18 protein-coding genes are annotated in these 21167 nt (G+C 63.1%); 9 read left to right on the plus strand and 9 right to left on the minus strand.

Going from position 1 to position 21167, the window contains the following annotated elements:
* The first annotated feature begins 3 nt into the window (after positions 1-3).
* From betI to AB4Z43_RS25965, 4 genes are all read left to right on the plus strand, one after another.
* Entirely contained in the window at positions 4-690 is a 687-nt protein-coding gene (gene betI / locus AB4Z43_RS25950; RefSeq protein ID WP_019861571.1) for a transcriptional regulator BetI, read from the plus strand.
* 48 nt (positions 691-738) lie between these two features.
* Positions 739-1821: an ABC transporter substrate-binding protein gene (locus AB4Z43_RS25955; RefSeq protein WP_202361460.1), complete on the plus strand. Its 1083-nt coding sequence runs from the start codon at positions 739-741 to the stop codon at positions 1819-1821.
* A gap of 309 nt (positions 1822-2130) precedes the next feature.
* Positions 2131-3207, plus strand: a complete 1077-nt coding sequence (locus AB4Z43_RS25960) for an extracellular solute-binding protein (protein ID WP_441939464.1) — start codon at positions 2131-2133, stop codon at positions 3205-3207.
* On the plus strand, positions 3204-4514 hold the full coding sequence (locus AB4Z43_RS25965; RefSeq protein ID WP_441939466.1) for a flavin monoamine oxidase family protein: 1311 nt from the start codon (positions 3204-3206) through the stop codon (positions 4512-4514). Before AB4Z43_RS25960 ends, AB4Z43_RS25965 begins: the two co-directional genes overlap by 4 nt.
* Here AB4Z43_RS25965 and AB4Z43_RS25970 read toward each other — a convergent pair.
* The 3 genes from AB4Z43_RS25970 to AB4Z43_RS25980 form a co-directional block, all read right to left on the minus strand.
* Positions 4478-5551, minus strand: coding sequence for an ABC transporter ATP-binding protein (locus tag AB4Z43_RS25970; RefSeq protein WP_019861565.1), 1074 nt, complete (start codon positions 5549-5551; stop codon positions 4478-4480). The two genes, AB4Z43_RS25965 and AB4Z43_RS25970, sit on opposite strands and share 37 nt — an antisense overlap.
* 67 nt (positions 5552-5618) lie before the next feature.
* On the minus strand, positions 5619-6440 hold the full coding sequence (locus AB4Z43_RS25975; RefSeq protein WP_202379634.1) for an ABC transporter permease: 822 nt from the start codon (positions 6438-6440) through the stop codon (positions 5619-5621).
* Positions 6437-7354: an ABC transporter permease gene (locus AB4Z43_RS25980; protein WP_032931941.1), complete on the minus strand. Its 918-nt coding sequence runs from the start codon at positions 7352-7354 to the stop codon at positions 6437-6439. Before AB4Z43_RS25980 ends, AB4Z43_RS25975 begins: the two co-directional genes overlap by 4 nt.
* Before the next feature lie 350 nt (positions 7355-7704).
* On the opposite strand from AB4Z43_RS25980, the gene AB4Z43_RS25985 reads away from it, so the two are divergent.
* The gene (locus tag AB4Z43_RS25985; RefSeq protein ID WP_441939468.1) at positions 7705-9123 is read left to right on the plus strand and encodes an aminotransferase; all 1419 of its coding nucleotides are present in this window, start codon (positions 7705-7707) and stop codon (positions 9121-9123) included.
* 36 nt (positions 9124-9159) lie between these two features.
* On the opposite strand, the gene AB4Z43_RS25990 is transcribed toward AB4Z43_RS25985, so the two are convergent.
* On the minus strand, positions 9160-10362 hold the full coding sequence (locus AB4Z43_RS25990) for an aromatic ring-hydroxylating oxygenase subunit alpha (protein WP_038650064.1): 1203 nt from the start codon (positions 10360-10362) through the stop codon (positions 9160-9162).
* Between the two features lie 494 nt (positions 10363-10856).
* Here AB4Z43_RS25990 and AB4Z43_RS25995 point away from each other — a divergent pair, with 494 nt between their 5' ends.
* Complete coding sequence (locus tag AB4Z43_RS25995) at positions 10857-11267, plus strand: hypothetical protein (RefSeq protein WP_019861559.1); 411 nt, start codon at positions 10857-10859, stop codon at positions 11265-11267.
* 118 nt (positions 11268-11385) lie between these two features.
* Here the strand turns inward: AB4Z43_RS25995 and AB4Z43_RS26000 are convergent, their stop codons facing one another.
* Both AB4Z43_RS26000 and AB4Z43_RS26005 read right to left on the minus strand, forming a co-directional pair.
* Entirely contained in the window at positions 11386-13473 is a 2088-nt protein-coding gene (locus AB4Z43_RS26000) for an ATP-binding protein (protein ID WP_020629058.1), read from the minus strand.
* A gap of 92 nt (positions 13474-13565) precedes the next feature.
* Positions 13566-14339, minus strand: coding sequence for a response regulator (locus AB4Z43_RS26005; protein WP_171880411.1), 774 nt, complete (start codon positions 14337-14339; stop codon positions 13566-13568).
* A gap of 45 nt (positions 14340-14384) precedes the next feature.
* Between AB4Z43_RS26005 and AB4Z43_RS26010 the strand changes: the two genes are divergently transcribed.
* Positions 14385-15086, plus strand: coding sequence for a response regulator transcription factor (locus AB4Z43_RS26010; RefSeq protein ID WP_019861556.1), 702 nt, complete (start codon positions 14385-14387; stop codon positions 15084-15086).
* Positions 15087-15153: 67 nt separating this feature from the next.
* On the opposite strand, the gene AB4Z43_RS26015 is transcribed toward AB4Z43_RS26010, so the two are convergent.
* Positions 15154-15321, minus strand: coding sequence for a hypothetical protein (locus AB4Z43_RS26015; RefSeq protein ID WP_019861555.1), 168 nt, complete (start codon positions 15319-15321; stop codon positions 15154-15156).
* A 201-nt stretch (positions 15322-15522) separates the two neighbouring features.
* On the opposite strand from AB4Z43_RS26015, the gene AB4Z43_RS26020 reads away from it, so the two are divergent.
* Both AB4Z43_RS26020 and AB4Z43_RS26025 read left to right on the plus strand, forming a co-directional pair.
* On the plus strand, positions 15523-15831 hold the full coding sequence (locus AB4Z43_RS26020; protein ID WP_027047464.1) for a hypothetical protein: 309 nt from the start codon (positions 15523-15525) through the stop codon (positions 15829-15831).
* A gap of 220 nt (positions 15832-16051) precedes the next feature.
* On the plus strand, positions 16052-16507 hold the full coding sequence (locus AB4Z43_RS26025; protein WP_202361464.1) for a L,D-transpeptidase: 456 nt from the start codon (positions 16052-16054) through the stop codon (positions 16505-16507).
* A 129-nt stretch (positions 16508-16636) separates the two neighbouring features.
* Here the strand turns inward: AB4Z43_RS26025 and AB4Z43_RS26030 are convergent, their stop codons facing one another.
* Complete coding sequence (locus tag AB4Z43_RS26030) at positions 16637-19720, minus strand: efflux RND transporter permease subunit (RefSeq protein ID WP_019861552.1); 3084 nt, start codon at positions 19718-19720, stop codon at positions 16637-16639.
* The gene (locus AB4Z43_RS26035; protein WP_441939473.1) at positions 19717-21084 is read right to left on the minus strand and encodes an efflux RND transporter periplasmic adaptor subunit; all 1368 of its coding nucleotides are present in this window, start codon (positions 21082-21084) and stop codon (positions 19717-19719) included. The genes AB4Z43_RS26030 and AB4Z43_RS26035 overlap by 4 nt, the downstream gene beginning before the upstream one ends.
* Positions 21085-21167 lie beyond the last annotated feature (83 nt).

The raw sequence follows: 21167 nt of genomic DNA on the forward strand, positions 1-21167 counted from the left end.
GCGATGCTGGAGACGATCACACCCATGAAAACGGCAGATGCCAAGGATGCCCTCCTTGAACCGGCGGGGAAAGCCGAGACCGAGAAGCGCGGACGCAAGGCTTCGAAGGAGGTCCGTCAGCTGCAGCTGATCGAGGCGACGATCGATTCGCTGGCCAAGCGCGGCTATGCCGAGACGACGATGGCTGATGTCGCCGATGGCGCGGGCCTGTCGCGTGGCATCGTCAACTTCCATTTCGAGAGCAAGGAAAAGCTGCTGATCGCGACGCTGCAGCACATGTATGACGAGTATTCGGCGCATTGGCGCGCCTCTCTTGAGAAGGCAGGCGACGATCCGGCGCGGCAGCTGCAGCAGCTGGTATGGGCCGACTTCGACCGCTCGATCTGCAACAAGCGCAAGCTCGCTGCCTGGCTGGCCTTCTGGGGCGAGGCCAAGTCGCGTCCGACCTATCAGGCGCTGAGCAGTTCGCGCGATGCCTATTACCAGCAGGTCTTCATCGATCTGTGCACGACGCTCAAGCAGAGTGGCTCATATGCCTATGAGCCGCAGGTGATGGCGCTGGCGCTGTCGGCCATGCTGGAAGGGCTGTGGCTGCGGCTGATGATGGGCACAGAGGACACAACGCGCGAAACTGCCTTGCAGGCCGCCAACGCTTTCTTGGCCGCTGCCTTCCCGAAGCATTACGGTTAGCAACAGCCGGCCACCAAGACCGGCAAGACCAAAAGAGGATGGAACAGCATGAAGAACCTTAGCCGACGCCTGACATTGACATTGGCGCTGGGCGGCGCGCTTGCGGCTTCGGCGGCAGCGTTTGCCGTTGCCGCCGACAAGGACCTGATCGTGTTCGACTGGTCGGGCTACGAGGATGCGAGCTTCCATCCGAAATATGTCGAGAAGCACGGCGATTCGCCGACCTTCGCCTTCTTCGGCGACGAAGACGAGGCGTTCGAGAAGGTGCGCTCGGGTTTCAAGGCCGATCTCGGCCACCCCTGCTCGCAGAGCGTGACGAAGTGGCGCGAGGCGGGTCTCCTGCAGCCGCTCGACACGTCGAAGATCACGGGCTGGAAGGACCTCAATCCCGGCATCATGGCGATGAAAAATCTCGCCACCACCGATGACGGCAAGGCGTGGTTCATGCCTTGGGACTGGGGCAACACGCAGCTCACCTACAACGCCTCCAAGATCGACGCCAAAGAGGTCCAGTCGCTGAAGGCGTTTGCCGATCCGAAGTTCAAGGGCCGGGTGTCGATCGGCGACAATGTCGACGACGCCTATGCGCTGGCGAGCCTCGCCATCGGCCTGAGGGACTGGACCAAGATGACGGACGACCAGTTCAAGCAGGCTTCCGACTTCCTTCGCCAGGTGCACAAGAACGTCCGCTCCTACTGGACCGATACCACCGATATCGTGCAGCTGTTGAGCGGCGGCGAGGTCGACCTCGCCTGGGCCTGGAACGATGCCACGGTGCAGTCCGTCAAGGCGGGCGTGCCGATCAAGTCGGTAAAGGATACGAATGAAGGCATCTCGACCTGGGTCTGCGGCTATGTGCTGTTCAAGGACGCGCCCGGCAACATTGACAAGGCCTATGACTATCTGAACGCCATCAACGATCCGGAGACCGCCAAGGTGCTGGTCAAGGACTGGGGCTATGGCCAGGCCAACGCCAAGGGCATGGCCGGCGTCGATCAGGTGATCCTCAAGGAAAAAGGCTATGACGACGTGCAGAAATTCGTCGACAAGACACTGTTCCAGTCGCCGTTGCCATCCGATCTCAAGCTGAAGATGATCGCCGAATTCGAGAAGATCAAAGCCGGGTATTGAGCGGTGGTTAAAGGTGCTGCGCAGACCTCGATTTTCCCATCATTTGAGACGTTTGCGCCGCCCCTCACCTGCCTGCCGGCATCCGCTCCCCGTATAGTGACTGGGAGAGGGGCGCTCTCATCGATGGTTTCGCCAATCTCCAGCGTTGCAGGAATAGCACCGAGGCTGCCGTCAGCCCCTTTCTCCCCGTCACTGTACGGGGAGAGATGTCCGGCAGGACAATGAGGGGCGGCGCTGACGTTGGCAGGCTCGCCAAATCTCACGAATTCTCTTAACCTCGCGCGAAATCTTCAACGGGGGAATTTCGCCATGACGCCAATGCTACGCCGCCTGGCGCTTGCCGCCGCCTGCGCGATCGGCGCCGGCGCGGCCTATGCCTGGGCGGAAGGCGGCGGCGATCTCGTGGTGTTCGACTGGTCCGGTTACGAGGACCCGCTGCTGCATCCCGCCTATACCGCCAAACACGGCGCCGAGCCGACCTTCGCCTTCTTCGGCGACGAGGACGAAGCCTTCGAGAAGATGCGGGCGGGCTTCGAGACCGATATCGCGCATCCTTGTTCGCAAAGCGTGGCGAAGTGGCGCGACGCGGGCCTGCTGCAGCCGCTCGACACGTCAAAGATCACGGGCTGGAAAGACCTCAATCCCGGCATCATGGCGATGAAGAACCTCGCCACCACGCCCGACGGCAAGGCCTGGTTCATGCCGTTCGACTGGGGCAACACGGCACTGCTCTACCGCACCGACAATGTAACGGCCGATGAGGCGCAGTCGCTGCGGATCCTGGCCGATCCGAAATTCAAGGGTCGCGTCACCATCGGCGACAATGTCGACGATGCCTACGCGCTGGCGAGCCTGGTCATCGGCCTGAAAGACTGGACCAAGATGACCGACGCGCAGTTCAAGGAGGCGTCCGATTTCCTGCGCCAGGTGCACAAGAATGTGCGTCTCTACTGGACCGACTCGAGCGATATCGACCAGGCTTTTTCCGGCAATGAGGTCGACCTTGCCTGGGGTTGGGGCCAGACACTGATCGCGATGAGCGGGCAAGGTGTTCCCATCGCCATGAACCGTGACACCAAGGAAGGCATGTCCACCTGGGTGTGCGGCTACGTGCTGATGAAGGACGCGCCGGGCAAGCTTGACCAGGCCTATGATTTCCTGAACGCGGTCAATGCGCCCGACATTTCGAAATACATGGTCACGACATTCGGCTACGGCCATGGCAACAGCGCCGGCATGGCTGCGATCGACCACAAGGTGCTGGCCGAGCGCGGTTTCGACGATATCGACAAGTTCCTCGACAAGACCCTGTTCCAGCAGCCGATCGCGCCCGAACTGAAGAAGCGCATGGTCGACGAATTCGAGAAGATCAAGGCCGGCTATTGACGGACGAACTGGAAAGAACCGACGTCGTCATCGTCGGTGCCGGCTTCACCGGCCTGTCGGCGGCGCTTGAGCTGAAGCAGGCTGGCATCGATTTCGTGCTGATCGAGGCGCGCGATCGTGTCGGCGGACGGGTGGAGGCCGTTCGGAATGGACTTGGCGAGCGCATCGACAGCGGCGGCCAATTCCTGTGCGAGGACATGCCGAAAGTGATGGCGCTGGCGAAGGCGCGCGACAAGACATTCGTCGAAACCTATGTCGAGGGCGACTTCACCACACATCCGTCGATGCAGCCCAAGGACGCCAAGCAGACCTATTACGGCGCGATGGCGATCCGCGAGCGCATGAACGGCATCGAGCCGGACGACCCGTCGATTGCCGGCATGAGTGTCGCGGGCTGGCTGGAACAACAGCATGATCCCATCGATGCCAAGACGGCTTTCCGCTCGATGATCGAAGGCCTGTGGTGCCTGCCAATGGACAAGGTGCCGCTCTGGCACCTGATCGACAATGACCGGCGCATCACCAACGAGGTGCCCGAGCTGCAGTATTCCCTGCGCGAGACCATGCAATCGCTGGCCGAGGATCTGGCTGGCGACCTCGGCGACCGGGTGCGGCTTGGCGAACCGGTCACGCGTGTCGAGCACGGGTCGCAAGGCGTTCGTGTCGTCACGGGCAATGGCGTGATCCAAGCGCGTCAGGTGCTGGTCGCCCTGCCGCCGGCGACGGCCGCGAAGCTCGTTTTCGCGCCGGCCCTGCCGGCGACACTCGCGAAGGCGCTTGGCGTCTGGGAGAGCGGCGCGGTGATCAAGATCCTGGTGCGCTATCCCAAGCCATTCTGGCGCGAGCAGGGTTTGAGCGGCATGGTGATGTGGCGCGATCTGCCGGGGCTGTTTGCCTGCGACGCCAGCAGGGACGCGGAGCATGCCGCGCTCGTCGTCTTCGTCGGCGGGCCGCTGGCGCTCGCCTGGCGTGCGCTGGACGAGGCGGCGCTGCGGGTGGAAGTGGTCACCCGATTGCAGAAGGCCCTCGGGCCGGATGCCGGCGATGCCGTCGATTTCAGCTCACGCGACTGGATAGGGGATCGCTGGAGCGGCGGCGCCTATAGCGACCTCATCGTCGACGTGACGGCGAGGGATGCCGAGCGAACGATTCTTTCGGGTGCGCCGCCGGTGCATTTCGCCGCTTCGGAACTGTCGCCGTCATTCCCCGGCTATGTCGAGGGCGCGATCGTCGCCGGGCGTATCGCGGCGCGCAAGATCTTGGCGCAGCTTCAATCCCCCATCGCCACCAGCGCCTCGGGATCGTAGGCAAGGCGGATCGGGGTGCCGACGGGAATGTCGTCGGCGCCGAAATCGTTGGTCTCGGTCACCGACAGCGGCTTTTCCAGCCCCGGTATCTCGACGATCAGATGGGTGATTTCGCCGAAATAGTGGCGTTCGACCACCTTGCCGGCAACCTCGAATTTAGCCGTCGCATTGTCCCACAGCACGCGCAGACGCTCGGGGCGGATTCCCAGCGTGGCCGCGCCGCCATTGCGCACGAAGGCCTTCGGCTTGTCGGTTTTCACTCGGCCGAATCCCAGAGTGTCGACGATCAGCGAAGCGCCGTTCTCCTCGACGATCTCGGCCTTGACGAAGTTCATGCCGCCGAGGAAGTCGGCGACCTGGCGGTTGACCGGGCGCTGGTAGATTTCTTTGGGCGAGGCGACCTGCGCGATCCTACCGCCGAACATCACCGCGATGCGGTCGGACATTGCGAGCGCCTCATACTGGTCATGGGTGACCAGCACGAAGGTGATGCCGACGGCCTGCTGCAGGCGGCGCAACTCGACCTGCATCTGCTCGCGCAATTTCTTGTCGAGCGCCGACAGCGGTTCGTCGAGCAGCAGCACCTTGGGCCGCATGACCAGCGCGCGGGCGAGCGCCACACGCTGGCGCTGGCCGCCGGACAGTTCTGTCGCCAGCCGCTTGCCGAGCCCGGTCAGAGAGACCTGCGCCAGCGCCTCCTCGACGCGGCGTTTCTCCTCGCCGCCCTGCAGCTTCAGCCGCTTCAGCCCATAGGCGACGTTCTGCTCGACATTGAGGTGCGGGAAGATCGCGTAGCTCTGGAACACCATGTTGGTCGGCCGGCGGTTGGCAGGGATGCCTTCCATCGGCTGGCCGCCGACCGCGATCGATCCGCTGGTTGGGTTGTCGAAGCCGGCGATCATGCGCAAAAGCGTGGTCTTGCCGCAGCCGGACGGGCCGAGCAGCGAAAAGAATTCGCCCTCCCTTATGGTCAGGGACGCGTCGTCGAGCGCCTTGAACGATCCATAGCTGCGGGTGACGTTGCGGATCTCGATCATGGCTCGGTCAGATTGGGCTCGGTCAGACTTGGCCCGATCGGATTGAGGGCGCTCGATCTGCGGCTGTTCAGGCATAGAGGCCTCCCTCGTTCCGGGTGCGTCTGGCCGCGCGGCGGCGCAGGATTTCGGCGATTGTCATCAACAGGAAGGAGGCAACCAGAAGCAGCGTGCCCAGCGCCAGCACGCCGGGCAGTTTCGAGGCGAAGCGCAACTGGCCCCAGATGTAGATCGGCAGCGTCGCTTCGGTGCCGGTCAGGAAGAAGGCGATGATGAACTCGTCGAGCGAGATGGTGAAGCAGACGAGCAGGCTGGAGATGATGGCCGGCGCCACCATCGGCAGCGTCACGCGGCGGAAGGTGCCGAAGGCGCTTTCGCCGAGATCGGCGGAGGCTTCCTCCAGGCTGCGGTCGAAACCCTCGAATCCGGAGGTCAGCACCGTCATCGAATAGGGAATGCAGACCAGCACATGGCCGAGCACGACGGTGAACAGGGAGAGGCTGAGGCCTAGTTGCAGCATGACCAGCAGCATCGAGATGGCGACGATCACCTCGGGCAGCACCAGCGGCGCCATGATCAGGCCGTGGATGGCGCGGCGCGCGGGATAGCGGTAGCGGGTGATCGAACGGGCGGCGAGGATGCCGAGCACGGTGGCCAGAACCGAGGCGCAGACGCCGACTTTCAGGCTGTTCCAGGCGGCATCGAGCAGGGCCGGTGTGTGCGGCAGGTCCGCATACCATTGCAGCGTGAAGCCGGTGAGCGGGAATTTTGGCGTCGGCGCCGTGTTGATCGAGAAGATCGGCAGGAAGATGACGGGCAGGTAAAGGAAGACGATGTAGAGGAAGGCATAGACGGACAGCCAGCCGCCCGACAGGAAGCCCCGCGCCCTCATCGTGCCAGCCTCTGCAGTGCGCGAATGATCAGCACCGTGGCGCCGGCCATCAGGGTGACGATCAGCATGGTGGTGACGGAAAGGGCGGCCCCAAGCGGCCAGTTTGCGGCCTTGCCGAACTGCGCCTGGATGGCGTTGGCGATCATGACGCCGTCCTTGCCGCCGACCAGCTTCGGCGTGACATAGTCGCCGACGGTCGGGATCATGACGATCAGCGCCGCCGAGATGACGCCCGGCGCCGACAGCGGCAAGGTCACGCGCAGGAATGAACGCAAGGGACCATCGCCGAGATCGGTAGCTGCCTCGACCAGCGTGCGGTCGACTTTTTCCAGCGAGACGAAGATCGGCAGGATGGCGAAGGCCGCCCATGCATGGGTGAGGGTGATAATGACGGCGCTCGAATTGTAGAGTAGCGCCGTCGACGGCTCGTCGATGATGCCGAGGCCCATCAGGCCGGAATTCAAGACGCCATTGTAGCCGAGGATGACCTTCCACGACATCACGCGCAAGAGGTAGCTGGTCCAGAACGGAATGGTGATGAGGAACAGCCACAGGCTCTTGTGGCGGCCGCCATGGAAGGAAATGAAATAGGCGATCGGGTAGGCGAGGATGACGGTGAACAGGCTGACCGTCAGCGAGATGTAGAGCGAGCGCCACAACAGATCGCGGTAGATCGGCTCGGTCAGCGCCACGCGGTAGTTTTCCAGCGTGAAGGTGCGGTCGATGGTCAGGTAGTGCTGCGTCCAGAAGGAGTGGGCGATGACCACCAGGATCGGCAGGACAAGCAGGATGAGGGCGTAGAGAAAGGTCGGGCTGATCAGGGCAAAGCCCTGGACGGGTTCGGATTGCAGAAGGGCATTTCGTCTGGCCCGCGTCATGCGCAACGGAGGCGACCCTTCCACAGCCGCCGTCATTGCCAGACTCCGGGCGGCCAGACTCCGGGGAGCAGGGCTCCGGGCGTGATCTCGGTTGCTGGCCTGGACTGTTCCGCCATGCGGCATCCCATTGTGCTGACGCCGGCTGTTTGTTCCCACTTATCCTTGGAACGCGATCGAAAACAAAACCGGTGACCACTTTTGCTGGTCGCGTTCCTAGCTTGCCGGCTTTCTTTCATCATGCGCGCATCCGTGGATTGAAATCAAGCGCTATTTCTGAGATATTGATTGAACGGACATTCAAAATTAGGTGAAGAAAGCCGCCATTTCCGGCCTTTGCCGCCGAGTTTGAAGCTCAAGAAAAAATCGACAGAGATGTGGAGACGACAATGGCTGCGGTGAGGGACCTGAAGGCGACCGAAATGGCGGCGGCCGGTGGCGACGATGCCATTGAACTGGGCAAGCGCCATCTCATCCAGCCCTGGCCTTATGCCGGTTCCGTCGGTGCGGAAGCCCGCGCGCTGATCGGCGAGGGCGACGGCATCTACATCACCGACAGCACCGGCAAGCGGCTGATCGACGGGCCTGCCGGCATGTGGTGCGTCAATGTCGGCCACCGCCGCGAGGAACTGGCCAGGGTGATGTACGAGCAGGCGATGGCGCTGTCCTACAACACGCCCTGGTACACGATGAACGCGCCGTCGGCCGAACTTGCCATGCGCATCGCTGGCCATGCGCCTGATGATCTAAGCCATGTCTTCTACACGACCGGCGGCTCGTCGGCCGTGGAGACGGCGCTGCGCTTCATGCAGTTCTACAACAATGTGCGGGGCCGGCCGGAAAAGAAGCTGATCCTGTCGCGCGGCGGCGCCTATCATGGCTCGACCTATCTGTCGGCCTCGCTCAATGGCCGCCCGCGCGACCGCGACTGGATGGACGGCGCCGACGAGCTGGTGATCAAACTGTCCTCGCCCGATCCGTTCCGCCGCCCGCAAGGCATGAGCCTTGCCGCCTTCACCGACTTCCTCGTCGATCAGTTCCGCGACACTGTCGCCCGTGTCGGCGCCGACAAGATCGGCGCGTTCGTCGGCGAGCCCGTGCAGGCATCGGGGGGTGTCGTGATCCCGCCGGACGGCTATCTCAAGCGCATCCGCGAGATCTGCCGCGACAACGATATCCTCTATGTCTCCGACGAGGTGGTGACGGGCTTCGGCCGGCTTGGCCATGTCTTCGCCTCGGGCGACGTGTTCGGCATCGATCCCGACATGATCACCTTCGCCAAGGGCGTCACCTCGGGCTATTTCCCGCTCGGCGGCGTCATCATCTCGGAACGGCTGCTGCAGGAGTTGCGCCGTTCGAACCATCCCGACGCGATGTTCGGCCATGGCCTGACCTATACCAGCCACCCCGTCGGCTGCGCCGTGGCGTTGAAAAACCTCGACCTGCTGGAAGAGAGCGTGCTTTCGCACACGCGCGCCGTCGCGCCCTATTTCCAGGCGCAGCTGAAGACGCTGGAAGAGCTGCCGCTGGTCGGCGAGGTGCGCGGCGCCGGACTGATGGGCTGCGTCGAATGCGTCGCCGACCGCGAAAGCAAGGACCCTCTGCAGCTCGACAAGGATGTCGGCAGACGCATCGACGCCCACTGCCATGAGCTCGGCCTGCTGGTGCGGCCGCTGATCAACATGTGCGTGATGTCGCCGCCGCTGATCATCACGCGCGAACAGATCGACGACATGGTCGGCATCTTGCGCGAGGGCATTTCGCGGACCATGGATGATCTGAGGAAAGAAGGCGTGTGGCGGGGGTAAAATTATCCCTTCTCCCCGTTCACGGGGAGAAGGAAGCTACGACCGCGACCTCAGCGCGTCGTTCAAATTCCACATGTCCTTCTCCTCCGGCGCCGTCTCCAAGCCCAGCACCGGCAGCATCTTGCGCAGATGATCGTGGTGCGTGCGCACGCCATATTCGAGGTCGGAGAGATAAAAGCCCTCGAAGGCTTCGGACAGCATGGATTCGTTCGACCACACCGACAGCTGGACATCTTCCGACATGGTGTCGCGGTCGATGCGGAAGGAGAGGTAGCGGGCGGCGGCCTGCTCGCGGCTTTCGTCGCGGTAGCGGTAGATGGCGCCGCGCAGCAGGGTCTCGCCCGTCGACAGCGGAAACTCCTGATAGAACTGCACGGATTCCGGCATCACCGAAATGACCGCGTTGGGGAAGATGCCGTAATAGACCCAGGCCTTCTTCAGATAGTCCGGCAGATGCGCCGGCTCCGGCGCGATCTTGACGTAGTTCTTGACGCTCCAGCGGCGGCCGGCATGCGGATTGTAGGTGGCGAAGGAGCGCGACACGCCATTGATGAAGGGCTCGTCGAAATAGGTCGCGCCATAAAGATCCTGCAGGGCAGGGTGGGCCATGGCGACGTGATAGCCCTCATTGTCGACATCGCGCACCGACTTCCAGTTGACCGGCGTCTTCTGGGTCCAGATGCCCCAGGACGGCACCATGCCGGCGGCCTTGTAATGCGCGAATTCGGGCTCGATCGGCTTCATCAGCTCAGCGACCGAAGGCTGCGGTCCGCCATTGCGGAAGCGGATGAAGATAAAACCCATCCAGACTTCGAGGTCGAGCTGCATCAGGCCGAACTCGGTCTTGTCGAGATCGGGGAAGGAGCGCGGGCGCGCGGCGCCGCGTAGCGTGCCGTCGAGATTGTAGACCCAGCCATGGAACGGGCACACCAGCGCGTTCTTGCAATTGCCCTGGCTGTCGGCGACAACACGGCTGCCGCGGTGGCGGCACATATTGTTGAAGCCGCGCACGACGCCGTCCTTGCCGCGCACGATCAAGGCGCGTTCGCCGACCACATCCATGGTCAGATAGTCGCCGGCGTTCGGGATGTCGCAGACATGGCCGACGATCTGCCAATGATTGCGGAAAACATGCTCCTTCTCGAGCTCGAGAAGGGCATCGGAATGGTAACTCCAGCCCGGTAGTCCCCGCCGGTCCCAATCGTTGGGGATCGCCACGTCACGGAGGTGCGGGTTCATAAAACGTCTCTTCTTTTTGTTGAATAATCATTCAATAAAATCATATTTTGCATTGAAATGCAATGGTTTGCGAAAACCCGAAATATTTCTTGCCAAAGTCCAGGCGTCGTCCTCCGCTGAATTCGATGCGGCTGCTGCGCGAGAAAATCGCGGAGAATCCGGGTGTTAGCCCCGGTTTCCGAAATGCCATTTCAGCGTGACTTCGCAAAGCGCACGGGCTGCAGAACAGGTCGCCTTGCCGGTGGCAAAAACGTTCGCCGCGCTCTGGCCCATCGCTGTGCGGCAGGCGCCTGGGTTGGGACTGCCTGGCGGGAGCCGACCTGGGATTACCTTGCTCGCTAAGTGTGAGGCGGAATGACCGATTTTGCCCGGTTTTGCCCGAAACTGCTGTTTCAATTCCGTTACATTGCCAGAGCTACGCCAATTTTGTGCTGTTACAAAGTGCGATTAAGTTCGTTTCATCATCAAAAAGAAACGCAGCGAAGGGGAAGGCAATGCATGCGAAAATCGAGATCGTCACCAGCGAACACCGCCTCCAGGCTCCAGAGCGCGTTGATCGCCGCCCGAAACTGGCGCTACGCCAATGCGCCAGCGACCACCCCATGGCCATGTTCATGGGGCTGGCTGCTTGCGCCGTCATCGGCATGGCGCTCACGCCGACTGTCGGGCCGGCCTTCGCCTCGCTGAATCCGCCGGCCAATGTGGTCGACGGGGCGCCGACGACAATCAAGACCGCTCGGCTGCCGATGCCGACGCTCGACTTCGCCTGCAAGGGGCAGGCATGGGGTGCCGAGAGCGTCGATTGCTTGCGCGCCATCGCCGAACAGTCCGGGACGCACAAGGCCCGCGCGATCCGCATGATCGCCAATGCCGCGCCGCTGACCAACACGCCAAACATTTTCTGATTTCCGTCGAAGCGTGATCCCGGAACCGTTCCCTTTCGGGATCCTGCTCTGACCTCCCCGAGCGCTCCTCCAGCGCTCCATTCAGCTCCCGCCGCACAGTCGGCCGGGAGCTTCTTTTTTAGCCTTTCAACGCGGCCTGCTCGGCGATGGATGAAAGCACGCTGCGCACGTCCAGCGTGCTGAACGGCTTTTCCAGGATCTGCGGCCGCTGCTGCGCCGGCAAGGCTTCGATTTCCGCCTTGGCGCCGATCAGATCGCCGGTGACCAGCACGAAACGCCGTGCCAGTTCGGGCCGCTCGGCAAGCAGTTCGCGGTAGATGGCCATGCCAGATGTGCCGGGCATGCGCAGGTCCGAAAAGACGATGTCGGGCGGCATGTGGCCGCTCAAGGTGGCGGCACCCGATTCCCAGACCGGCGCGATGCGCGACTTGATGCCCATCAATTCGAGAATGTCGGACAAGGAGCCCGCGACATCAGGCTCGTCGTCGATGATCAAGGCATGACGCAGGCCGCTTGAGCGTGGCTGGCTCTCGCCGGCCGCGGCGATGCCCGCCGAAATGGCCGGCAACTGGACAACGAAACGCGCGCCTCGAGGCTGCACTTCCTCGAACCAGACACTGCCATTGTGCCGCTCGATGATCGATTTCGAGATCGACAGGCCGATGCCGGTGCCAACACCGACCGGCTTGGTGGTGAAGTAGGATTCGAAGATGCGGTTGCGGATCGCTTCGGGAATGCCGGGCCCGTTGTCCTCGACCGAGAAGCAGGGATTGTCGCGATCGCTGCGGAAGGTGCGGACCTTGATCAGCCGGTCGCCGGCAATGCCGGCCAGTGCGTGCTGGCTGTTGATGAGGAAATTGGCCGCCACTTGCGTCACGTGGTCGGCGTCCGCCATGGCCAGCAGCGGACCCGGCGCGAAATCGGTGTCGATGATGATGCCGCTCGAGCGTGCGCCATAGGCGGTCACCTCGAGAGCGGCGCGGATCACCTGGTTGAGATCGGTCTCGGCCTGGGCCGCGGGATGCAGCCGGACCATCGACAGGAAGCTCTTGACGATGCGGCCGCAGCGCTCGGCGGCGGCACGCACCTTCTCGGCACGAACCTTGGTCTGCGGGTCGGAGGCGAATTCGTGCAACAGCGTCGATTGCGCGACCACCACCGCCAGTGGATTGTTGAGCTCGTGCGAAACACCGGCAAGCAGCGAGCCCATCGCCGCCATCTTCTCGTTCTGGTGCAGCTTCTCGCGCTGCCGGTTGATCTCTTCCTCGGCACGCAGCCTGTCGCGCAGGTCGCGGATCGAGCCGAAGATCAGGCGGCGGTCGGCGACGCGCATCTCGGTCGCCGTCAGCTCGATAGGAAACACCTCGCCGGCGGCATTCTGCGTCACGGTCTCGAGCCGCTGGCCGACCATCGGCGCGCCGCGGCCCGACATGTAGTCGGCACCCGAGGAATAGCCCTTGCGGTAGTATTCCGGCACGACGGTGTCGAGCAGGTCCTTGCCGAGGATGTCGCTGCGCTGGAAGCCGAACATCTTTTCGGCGGCAGGATTGAATTCGATGATCGAGCCCGCCTCGTCGATGACGATGATGGCGTCGAGCGAAGCCTGCAGCATGGTGCGGCGGATCACTTCGCTGGCATGGGCGTCGGAGGGCGAGTGCTCGATGGCGTCGCCGATGGCGAGCGCGATGATGTGCAGCGTCGCCTCCTCCTCGTCGGTCCACTCGCGCTCGTCGACGCAGTCATTGACGGCGAGCGTGCCCCACAGATGGCCATGGGCGAAGACCGACACCGACAGGAACGACTTGATGTTCTGCTTTTCGAAATCGGTTCTCAGGAACCCTTCGAGATTGCGCGTGTGCCCGGCAAAGATCTTGCCCTGCCGTTCGTCCTCGGCGACGCGCTCCAGCAGGGGGTCCGAATTGACGATCGACTGCATGATCACGGTCGGCGAGGCCAGTTCTCCGCCAAAGTCGGGGTCGATCCAGTAGGCGGCAACCGACTGGGCAAAACCCTGGCCCGGCAGTTCGCGCAAGCGGAACAGGATGCCGCGCTGGCATTCGATGGCCCGGCAAAGGGTTTCCAGTATGCCGTCCATCTCGCGCTGCCAGTCGCCGGCCTCGCGCAGCCGGCGAACGACGCGCACGGCCGCCATCGCAGCGCCCTGCCTGAAACCCTGCATATCCCTGCTTGTTGCTTCGCCCGTCATTTTCAGCCGTTGTTCTAAAGTATGCCAATCCGATCGGCCCAATTCGATCGGCGAGCAACGGCTGTGAACCTGAGACCCTGTGGGCCTGGCGCTCAGTTGCTGTCGCCGGTCGGCAGCGAGAAGATATAGCCTTCGCCGCGCACCGTGCGCAGAAATTTCGGGTTGGCCGGATCCGCCTCGATCTTCTTGCGCAGGCGCATGATGCGAATGTCGACGGCGCGCGATGATTCCGGATCCTCGGTGAAGCCGATTGCCTCCGAGATCGCGGCGCGGGTCAGCAGCCGGTTGGCGCGGGTCAGGAAAACCTCCAGCACATCGAATTCGCTCTTGGCCATGTCGATCACTGTGCCATTGGCGCCGGTGACCAGCCTGCCGTCAAGATCGGCCTGGAACGGGCCGAAGGCGACGGAACGGCGGTCCGTCCTGGTCTTCCTGTCGAGCAGTTCCGTCGGCTGCGGAACGCGGCGCAGCACGCTGCGCACCCTCGCCAGCACTTCGCGCAGTTCGTATGGCTTGACGATATAGTCGTCGGCGCCGAGCTCCAGCCCGACGATGCGGTCGAGCGCCGTGCCGGCGGCGGTGGCGTAGATGATGCCGATCGGCATTCTCGAGCGCAGCCAGCGGCCGAGCGACAGCCCGTCCTCGCCGGGCATGGCGATGTCGAGAATGGCCAGATGAAAGGCTTGGGTCTCGATCAGGCTGCGCGCGGCGGCTGCGGTTTCAGCGGTCGCCACATCATAGCCGGCGGCGCCGAGATACTCGGCAACCGCGTCCCTCAGGTCGGGCTCGTCCTCGACGATCACTATTCTTGCCCGCACGATGCTCTCGCTCCCACTTTCAGTGGAAAGTAGATTGGGTATAAACATCATGTCCAGCACTCATATCCGGTTGCAAGGGAACGGTTGAAAAACATGGCTGCACGAGCGGTTATTGCGCTTGTTTCCGTCGCCGACGTGGTCGCGACCGAACTTGCCGACCATCTCGACCGGCGTGGCCATGATGTGCGGCAGGCGCGACAGCCCTGGGAGGCGGAATCGCTGCTGGCGGGCGGAGGCATCGATGTCGTTGTCGTCGGTGACAGTCTCAGCCAGGCGGAAGGGCGGGATCTGCTCAGGCGTTATGGCGGCCAAGGCGAGGGTGGCCGGGACGGACCCGATTTCATCCTGATCTGCCGGCCGTCCGATCTCGTCGACAAGGTGCTGGCGCTCGAACTGGGTGCGGCCGACGTCGTCGAAAGCCCGCTCAATGTCAGGGAGCTTGCCGCCAGGGTCGGCGGCCTGCTGTCGCGTCGTGGCAGGGGCACGCAGGAACTGATCGTGCTGGAGAACGCGACCGTCGATCTGAGATCGGCCATCGTCATGCACCGGTCCGGTACGGAGGAACAGCTTTCGCCCGGCCAGGTGGCGCTGCTCAGGCTGTTCCTGGCGAGCCCCCGCAAGGTGCTGACGCGTGACGACATCATCGCCGCGGCACCGGCCGAGAATGCCGACGCCTTCGATCGTTCGATCGATTCGCGCATCGTGCGGCTGCGCCGCAAGCTCGACACAGAGACCATCACCACCATACGTGGCGCGGGCTACCGGTTCGATCCGCCGCAGCAATTCACCGACTGAGGGCAGCGTACGCGGGCTATCTTTCTGGCTGAGCATCGGATTTTCCTCCTGCCGATGCTCCCGCGGTTCAGCGCACCACCAGCAGCGACGGACCCGATGGCATGTCGCTGCTCACGACGAGTCCGTTTGCGTGGGCCCGCTCCTTGAGGAGCACGGTGGCCAGGGCGGCAAAGCCAAGCAGGCCCTGCGCATAGAGCAGTGCGGAAAGCACAGAGGCGGCGAATTTCGTCTTCATCGTTCCAACTCCCCAGAAATGCCAATTCTTCAAAAATGAGTATGTCGCGGGTCGCTTCAGGAAACTCCCGAAGTGCCCGCGCCGCTCACGGAGCCCCCCGCTGCGGCGCGGGCCTTCGGTCCTCGCGGCAGCAAGTTGCCGGAGGGGCCGCGCAATGCCAGCAACCGAAGGCCAACCCGCCAGAGGGCCTTGAGTCGGGTGATGCGCAGGCTGGAAACAATCCAGACCGAGGCGGAAAACAGGGCGACGTGCAGGGTAGAAATCTCGCTCGAACTCATCGCCGCCAGCCTTGCCTCGGAGCCGCCGGCAACCGTGCCGACACCGCCTATGACTGCTGCTGCGATGCTGATCCTGAAGAGCCAGGATCGCGTGTTCGTTTTCGTTCCCATGGTCGTTGCCGTCTGCTTTCGTTACGTCAACCTTGCGGTCAGCCCGTATCCGGATCATGCCGCCCGAAGCCGCGCTTTGTTGCCGATTGGTTTCGAGATTGCCCATCGATCTTTCATATAGAGGCAATTCGAACTTTCGTTTTGCGGGGAATACCTATGTGCTCCACATCGCCGCCGTCGTCGGGATGCGATCGTCGTCGCTATGGCCGCTTGGCCTGTTAACCAGAGGAAACAGATTCGAAACACAAACGAGCATTTCGCGAAATCCCGCCGAAACATGCCGCAACGATAACCCGCTCATCGAATTGGAGCCGGCCTGACCGGCAGAGAGAGGGGACATCATGCACACCACCATTTCCGCCAAGCTCATCAACATCACCGCCGCCGCGCTCACGGGTGCAGCACTTCTGTTCGGCGCCAACGCAGCCCATGCCGCCAACAAGATCGTAGCGCGGGTCTCGCTTTCGCAGCAGATCATGGAGGTCTCGGTCGATGGCCGGCCGACTTTCGCCTGGAAGGTTTCCACCGGTGACCGGGCGCATGTGACGCCGACCGGCTCGTTCAAGCCGACGCGCATGCATGAGATGTGGTACTCGAAGAAGTACGACAACGCGCCGATGCCGCATTCGGTGTTCTTCAGCGGCGGCTACGCGGTGCATGCCACCTATGCCATCAAGCGCCTCGGCCAGCCGGCCTCGCATGGCTGCGTGCGGCTGCACCCGGACAATGCGGCCGATTTCTATCAGCTGGTCGAGATTTTCGGGCCGGCCAACACCAGCATCGTCATCGTCAAGTAGCAGGCTGTGGGCAGGCCGGCGGACTGCCGCGCCTGTTCAGGACTCCTGTCGGACCATTCCGGCGGTATTGAGCGCAGCCAAAAAAAGAGGCCGGATTTTTCCGGCCTCTTTTTTGTTCTTCGGCTTCTATCAGTCCGGCAATGCCGGCATCAGCCTCGGATCCGGCTTTTCAGCAAGATGCGGCAGGTCCTTGCTGGCGATGAAGGTGTAGAACATCGGCACGACGAAGAGCGTGAACATGGTGCCGACCAGGATGCCGGTGAAGATGACCAGGCCCATCGAATAGCGGGCAGCAGCACCGGCGCCGCTCGACGTGATCAGCGGTACGACGCCTAGCGCCATAGCCGCCGTCGTCATCAGGATCGGCCGCAGGCGCACCTTGGCCGAGGCGATGATGGCGTCGCGCCGCCGCAGGCCATGCGCCTCGCGCTGCTGGTTGGCGAATTCGACCAGCAGGATGCCGTGCTTGGTGATCAGGCCGATCAGCGTAATCAGACCCACCTGCGTGTAGATGTTGAGCGTGCCGAGACCGAGATTGAGCGGCACGATCGCGCCGAAGATCGACAGCGGCACCGCCATCATGATGATGAGCGGATCGCGGAAGCTTTCAAACTGCGCCGCCAGCACCAGGTAGATGACGATGACGGCTGCTGCGAAAGCGATCAGGATGGTGTTGCCCTGTTCCTTCTCCTGCCGGGACTGGCCGGAATAGTCGATGAAGAAGGTGTCGGGCAGGCTCTCCCTGGCAATGTCCTCGAGGACCTTCAAACCGTCGCCCGTGGTGACGCCGGGCAGGGGCAGCGCCGAGATAGTCGACGAATTCAGCTGGTTGAACTGTTCGATCGCCGCCGGCGAGGCATTGTTCGAGATATTCACCACCGCCGACAGCGGCACCATCTCGCCCGTTGCGCTGCGCACGAAATATTCGCCGAGCTTTTCGGGGTTGTCGCGGAATTGCTGCGGCACCTGGGGGATGATGTCATAGCTGTTGGAGTCGCGGTCGAACTGCGCCACTTCGGCACCGCCGACCAGCAGCGTCAGCGTCCGGCCGATATCGGCGATCGGCAGGTTCAGCGCGGCGGCTCGGTCGCGGTCGATGGTGACCGTCACCTGCGGCGAATCGTAAGACATCGAGTTCTGCACGACGATGAAACGGCCGGAGGCCTGTGCCTTGTTCTTGATCTGCTCAGCGGCCTTGTACACTTCCGCGGAATCGCCGGTCGAGCGCACGACCAGGGCGATCGGCAGGCCGCCACCGGAGCCCGGCAGCGTCGGCGGTGCGAAGACGAAGGCCTGCACGCCCGCCACCTTCGCAATACGAGCCGTGATGTCGGCCTGCAGTTCCTTCGAATTGCGCTTGCGCTCCGCCCAATCCTTGAAGGCAAAGCCGACAAAGGCGCTGTTTGTCGTGCCACCGAAGGCGACCGCCGAGAACTGCGCCCGCGTTTCGGGAATATCCCTCACCAGTCCGAGCATCTGGTTCACATAGGTTTCGGTGTAATCCGATGTCGCATAGGTCGGCGCGGTCACGAGCGAGAGCAGGAAGCCCTGATCCTCTTCGGGCGCCAGCTCGCTCGAGGTCTTGGTGAACATGAAGCCGGTCACGCCGACCAGCGCGAGCACGATGATCAGCGTCAAAGGACGATAGTTCAGCGAACCGGTGACGGCACGCTCATAGACGTGCTCGACCCGCGCGAAAATGCCGTCGACAATGCGCTGGAAACGGCCCGGCGTGCCGGCCTTCAGGAGACGCGCCGACATCATCGGGGTGATGGTGACGGCGATGACGCCCGACAGCACCACCGAGCCGGCGAGCGTCACCGCGAACTCGCGGAACAGCGCGCCGGTCAGGCCGCCGGTGAAGGCCAGCGGCGCGAACACGGCGGCCAGCGTCATGGTCATGGCGACGATGGCCGAGGCGATCTCGCGCATGCCGCTGAACGCCGCCTGCATCGGCGTCATGTGGTCTTCTTCCATGTGGCGGTGGATGTTCTCCACCACCACGATGGCATCGTCGACGACAAGACCGATCGCCAGCACCATGGCCAGCAGCGACAGAAGGTTGATCGAATAGCCGACCGCAAACAACAGGAAGCAGACGCCGATCAGCGACAACGGAATGGTGATGATCGGCATCATCACCGAACGGAACGAGCCGAGGAACAGAAGGATGACCACGACGACGATGGCAACAGCCTCGCCGATGGTCTTGAACACCTCCTCGATCGAGGCGCTGATCTGCCCGGTCGCGTCGTAGACGACCTCGATCGTCATGCCTTTCGGCAGCGTTTCCTGGATCTGCGGCACAAGCTTGGTGAGCGCTGCCGCGGTGGTCAGCGGGTTGGCTGCAGGGGTTGGGAAGATGGCGAGGAAGGTGCCGGGCTTGCCGTTGAACGAGACCCTGGTGTCGGTATTTTCAGCGCCGAGTTCGACGCGGGCCACGTCGCGCAGCCGCACCACATTGCCGTCGGTCGAGCGCAGGGGCAGTTCGGCGAAGGCTTCCGGCGTCTGCAGCGTCGAGCGCACGGTGATCGACGAAACGACATATTCGTTCTGGGTGTTGCCGGGCGCCGACAGGAAGTTGGAATTGTTGATCGCCGTCAGCACTTCCGCCGCCGTTACACCGCGTGCGGCAAGCCGGACAGGGTCGATCCAGACGCGCATCGAATATTGCTGGGCGCCGAAGATCTGGACGTCGGCGACACCTTCGACCGTCGACATGCGGGGCCGGATGACGCGCTCGATATACTCCGTCAGCTGCTCCTTCGTCATGTTCGGATTCTGCATCGAGATGTACATCATCGCGAACTGCTGGCCGGTGCCCTTGACGATGACAGGGTCCTTGGAAGCGTCCGGCAAGGTGCCGCGCACGCCCTGGACCTTGGACAGCACTTCGGTCAGCGCCACGTCGGGGTTGGAGCCGAGCTTCATCTGCACCGTCACGGTGCTGGAGGACGGACGGCTGGACGAAGTGACGTAGTCGATGTTCTCGGTCGAGGCGACGGCGCGCGCGATCGGGGCGGAAATGAAGCCCTGGATCAGGTCGGCGCTGGCGCCCGGATAGGCCGTCGTAATCGTGATCGCGGTTTCGTCCACCTTCGGATACTGGCGGATCGACAGGTTGAAGATGCCCTGGAAACCCAGGAGCAGGATCATGCAGGCAAGGACCGTCGACAGGACAGGCCGGCGAATGAAGAGATCGGAAAAGCTCATTGCTGGTCGGCCTGCTTGTTCGCCGATTTGGTCGGGTCGATGGTGTTGTCGACATTGACGGACATGCCGTTGAAGAGGCGGTTCTGACCTGCCGTGACGACCTCGTCGCCGGCCTTCAGCCCTTCGACGATCTCGACCATGCCCTGATTGCGGCGGCCGGGCTTGACGAAGACCTGAGACAGCACCAGCGCGGGCTTGTCGCCCTCCGCCGCCGGCTTGGCCGGGTCGGCAGCCGGTTTGGCGGCGTCGGGAGCGGCTTTGTCAGCCGGCTTTGCAGCGTCGGCGGCAGGCTTCATGGCATCAGCCGCCGGCTTCATGGCATCGGCAGCCGGTTTCATCGTGTCCGCCGGCTTGGCATCCGCCGGCTTGTCGGTGGCCGCCGCGGCCGGCTTTTCTTCCGGCTTGGCGGGCTGCGCCGGCGCAGCGCCGGCGGGCTTGGCCGGCTGCACCACGAAGATGTAATCGCCATAGAGGCTGGTGGTCAGTGCCGTCTGCGGCAGCGACAGCACGTTCTGCTCCTCGGGCAGTTCGACACGCACCTGCACGAACTGGCCAGGGGTTAGCTTGCCGTCGGGATTGGCGACTTCCGCCCGGATGTTCACCAGCCGGCTGGACGGGTCGATCTTGGGGTCGATGCCGCGGATTTCGCCGGCAAACGGCATGTCCCCGCCGCTCAAGCCCAGCCGAACCGTCTGACCGATCTTGAGCAGCGGGAGCTGCTGTTCGGGTACCGAGAAATCGACCCGCATCGTGTCGAGATCCTGCAGTGTCACCACGGCGGTGCCGGGCGCCATATACTGGCCGATATCGATCTTCGGAATACCGACCGTGCCGCCGAAAGGCGCCGTCAGCTGCTTCTGGTCGAGCACGGCCTGCAGCTTGGTGACCTGGGACGCCGAAGCCGAAGCCGCCGCACGTGCGGTGTCCAGCGTCGAGTCGGAGCCGACGCCACGCCTGGTCAGTTCGATGGCGCGGGTCAGCGATACCTGATCGAGGGCGGCCTGCGCCTTCTGCGCGTCGAGATCGGCGCGCTCGACGGCATCGTCGAGCTGCAGCAGCACCGCATTGGCCGCCACCTTCTGGTTGGCATGGAAAAGGATGTCCTTGACGATGCCGGTGGTCTCGACCGTTAGGTCGACGCCGCGCACGGCTCGCACCGTACCGATCGCTTCGACGCCCGGCGTCCAGCTCGACGGCTTGGCGATGGTCGTCGACACTGTCGCAGCCGGCGGCTTCATCGTGGCGAAATACTGCTTGATGCCGTTGTCGCGCAGGAAGTTGAAGCCGACGATGCCGCCGACCACAACGACCAGCACGGCCAGAACGAGAATGATGACGAAGAAACGGAGTATGCGCTTGAACAAGGAAGTCCCCTCAGTCGAAATCCGGCGCGAAGCGCGGACATCGGGACACATATCGACTGCGGGTCCCGATTTCAAATAGTGGC

Source organism: Mesorhizobium sp. 2RAF45 (assembly GCF_052115225.1).
GTDB classification, from domain to species: Bacteria; Pseudomonadota; Alphaproteobacteria; order Rhizobiales; family Rhizobiaceae; genus Mesorhizobium; species Mesorhizobium jarvisii.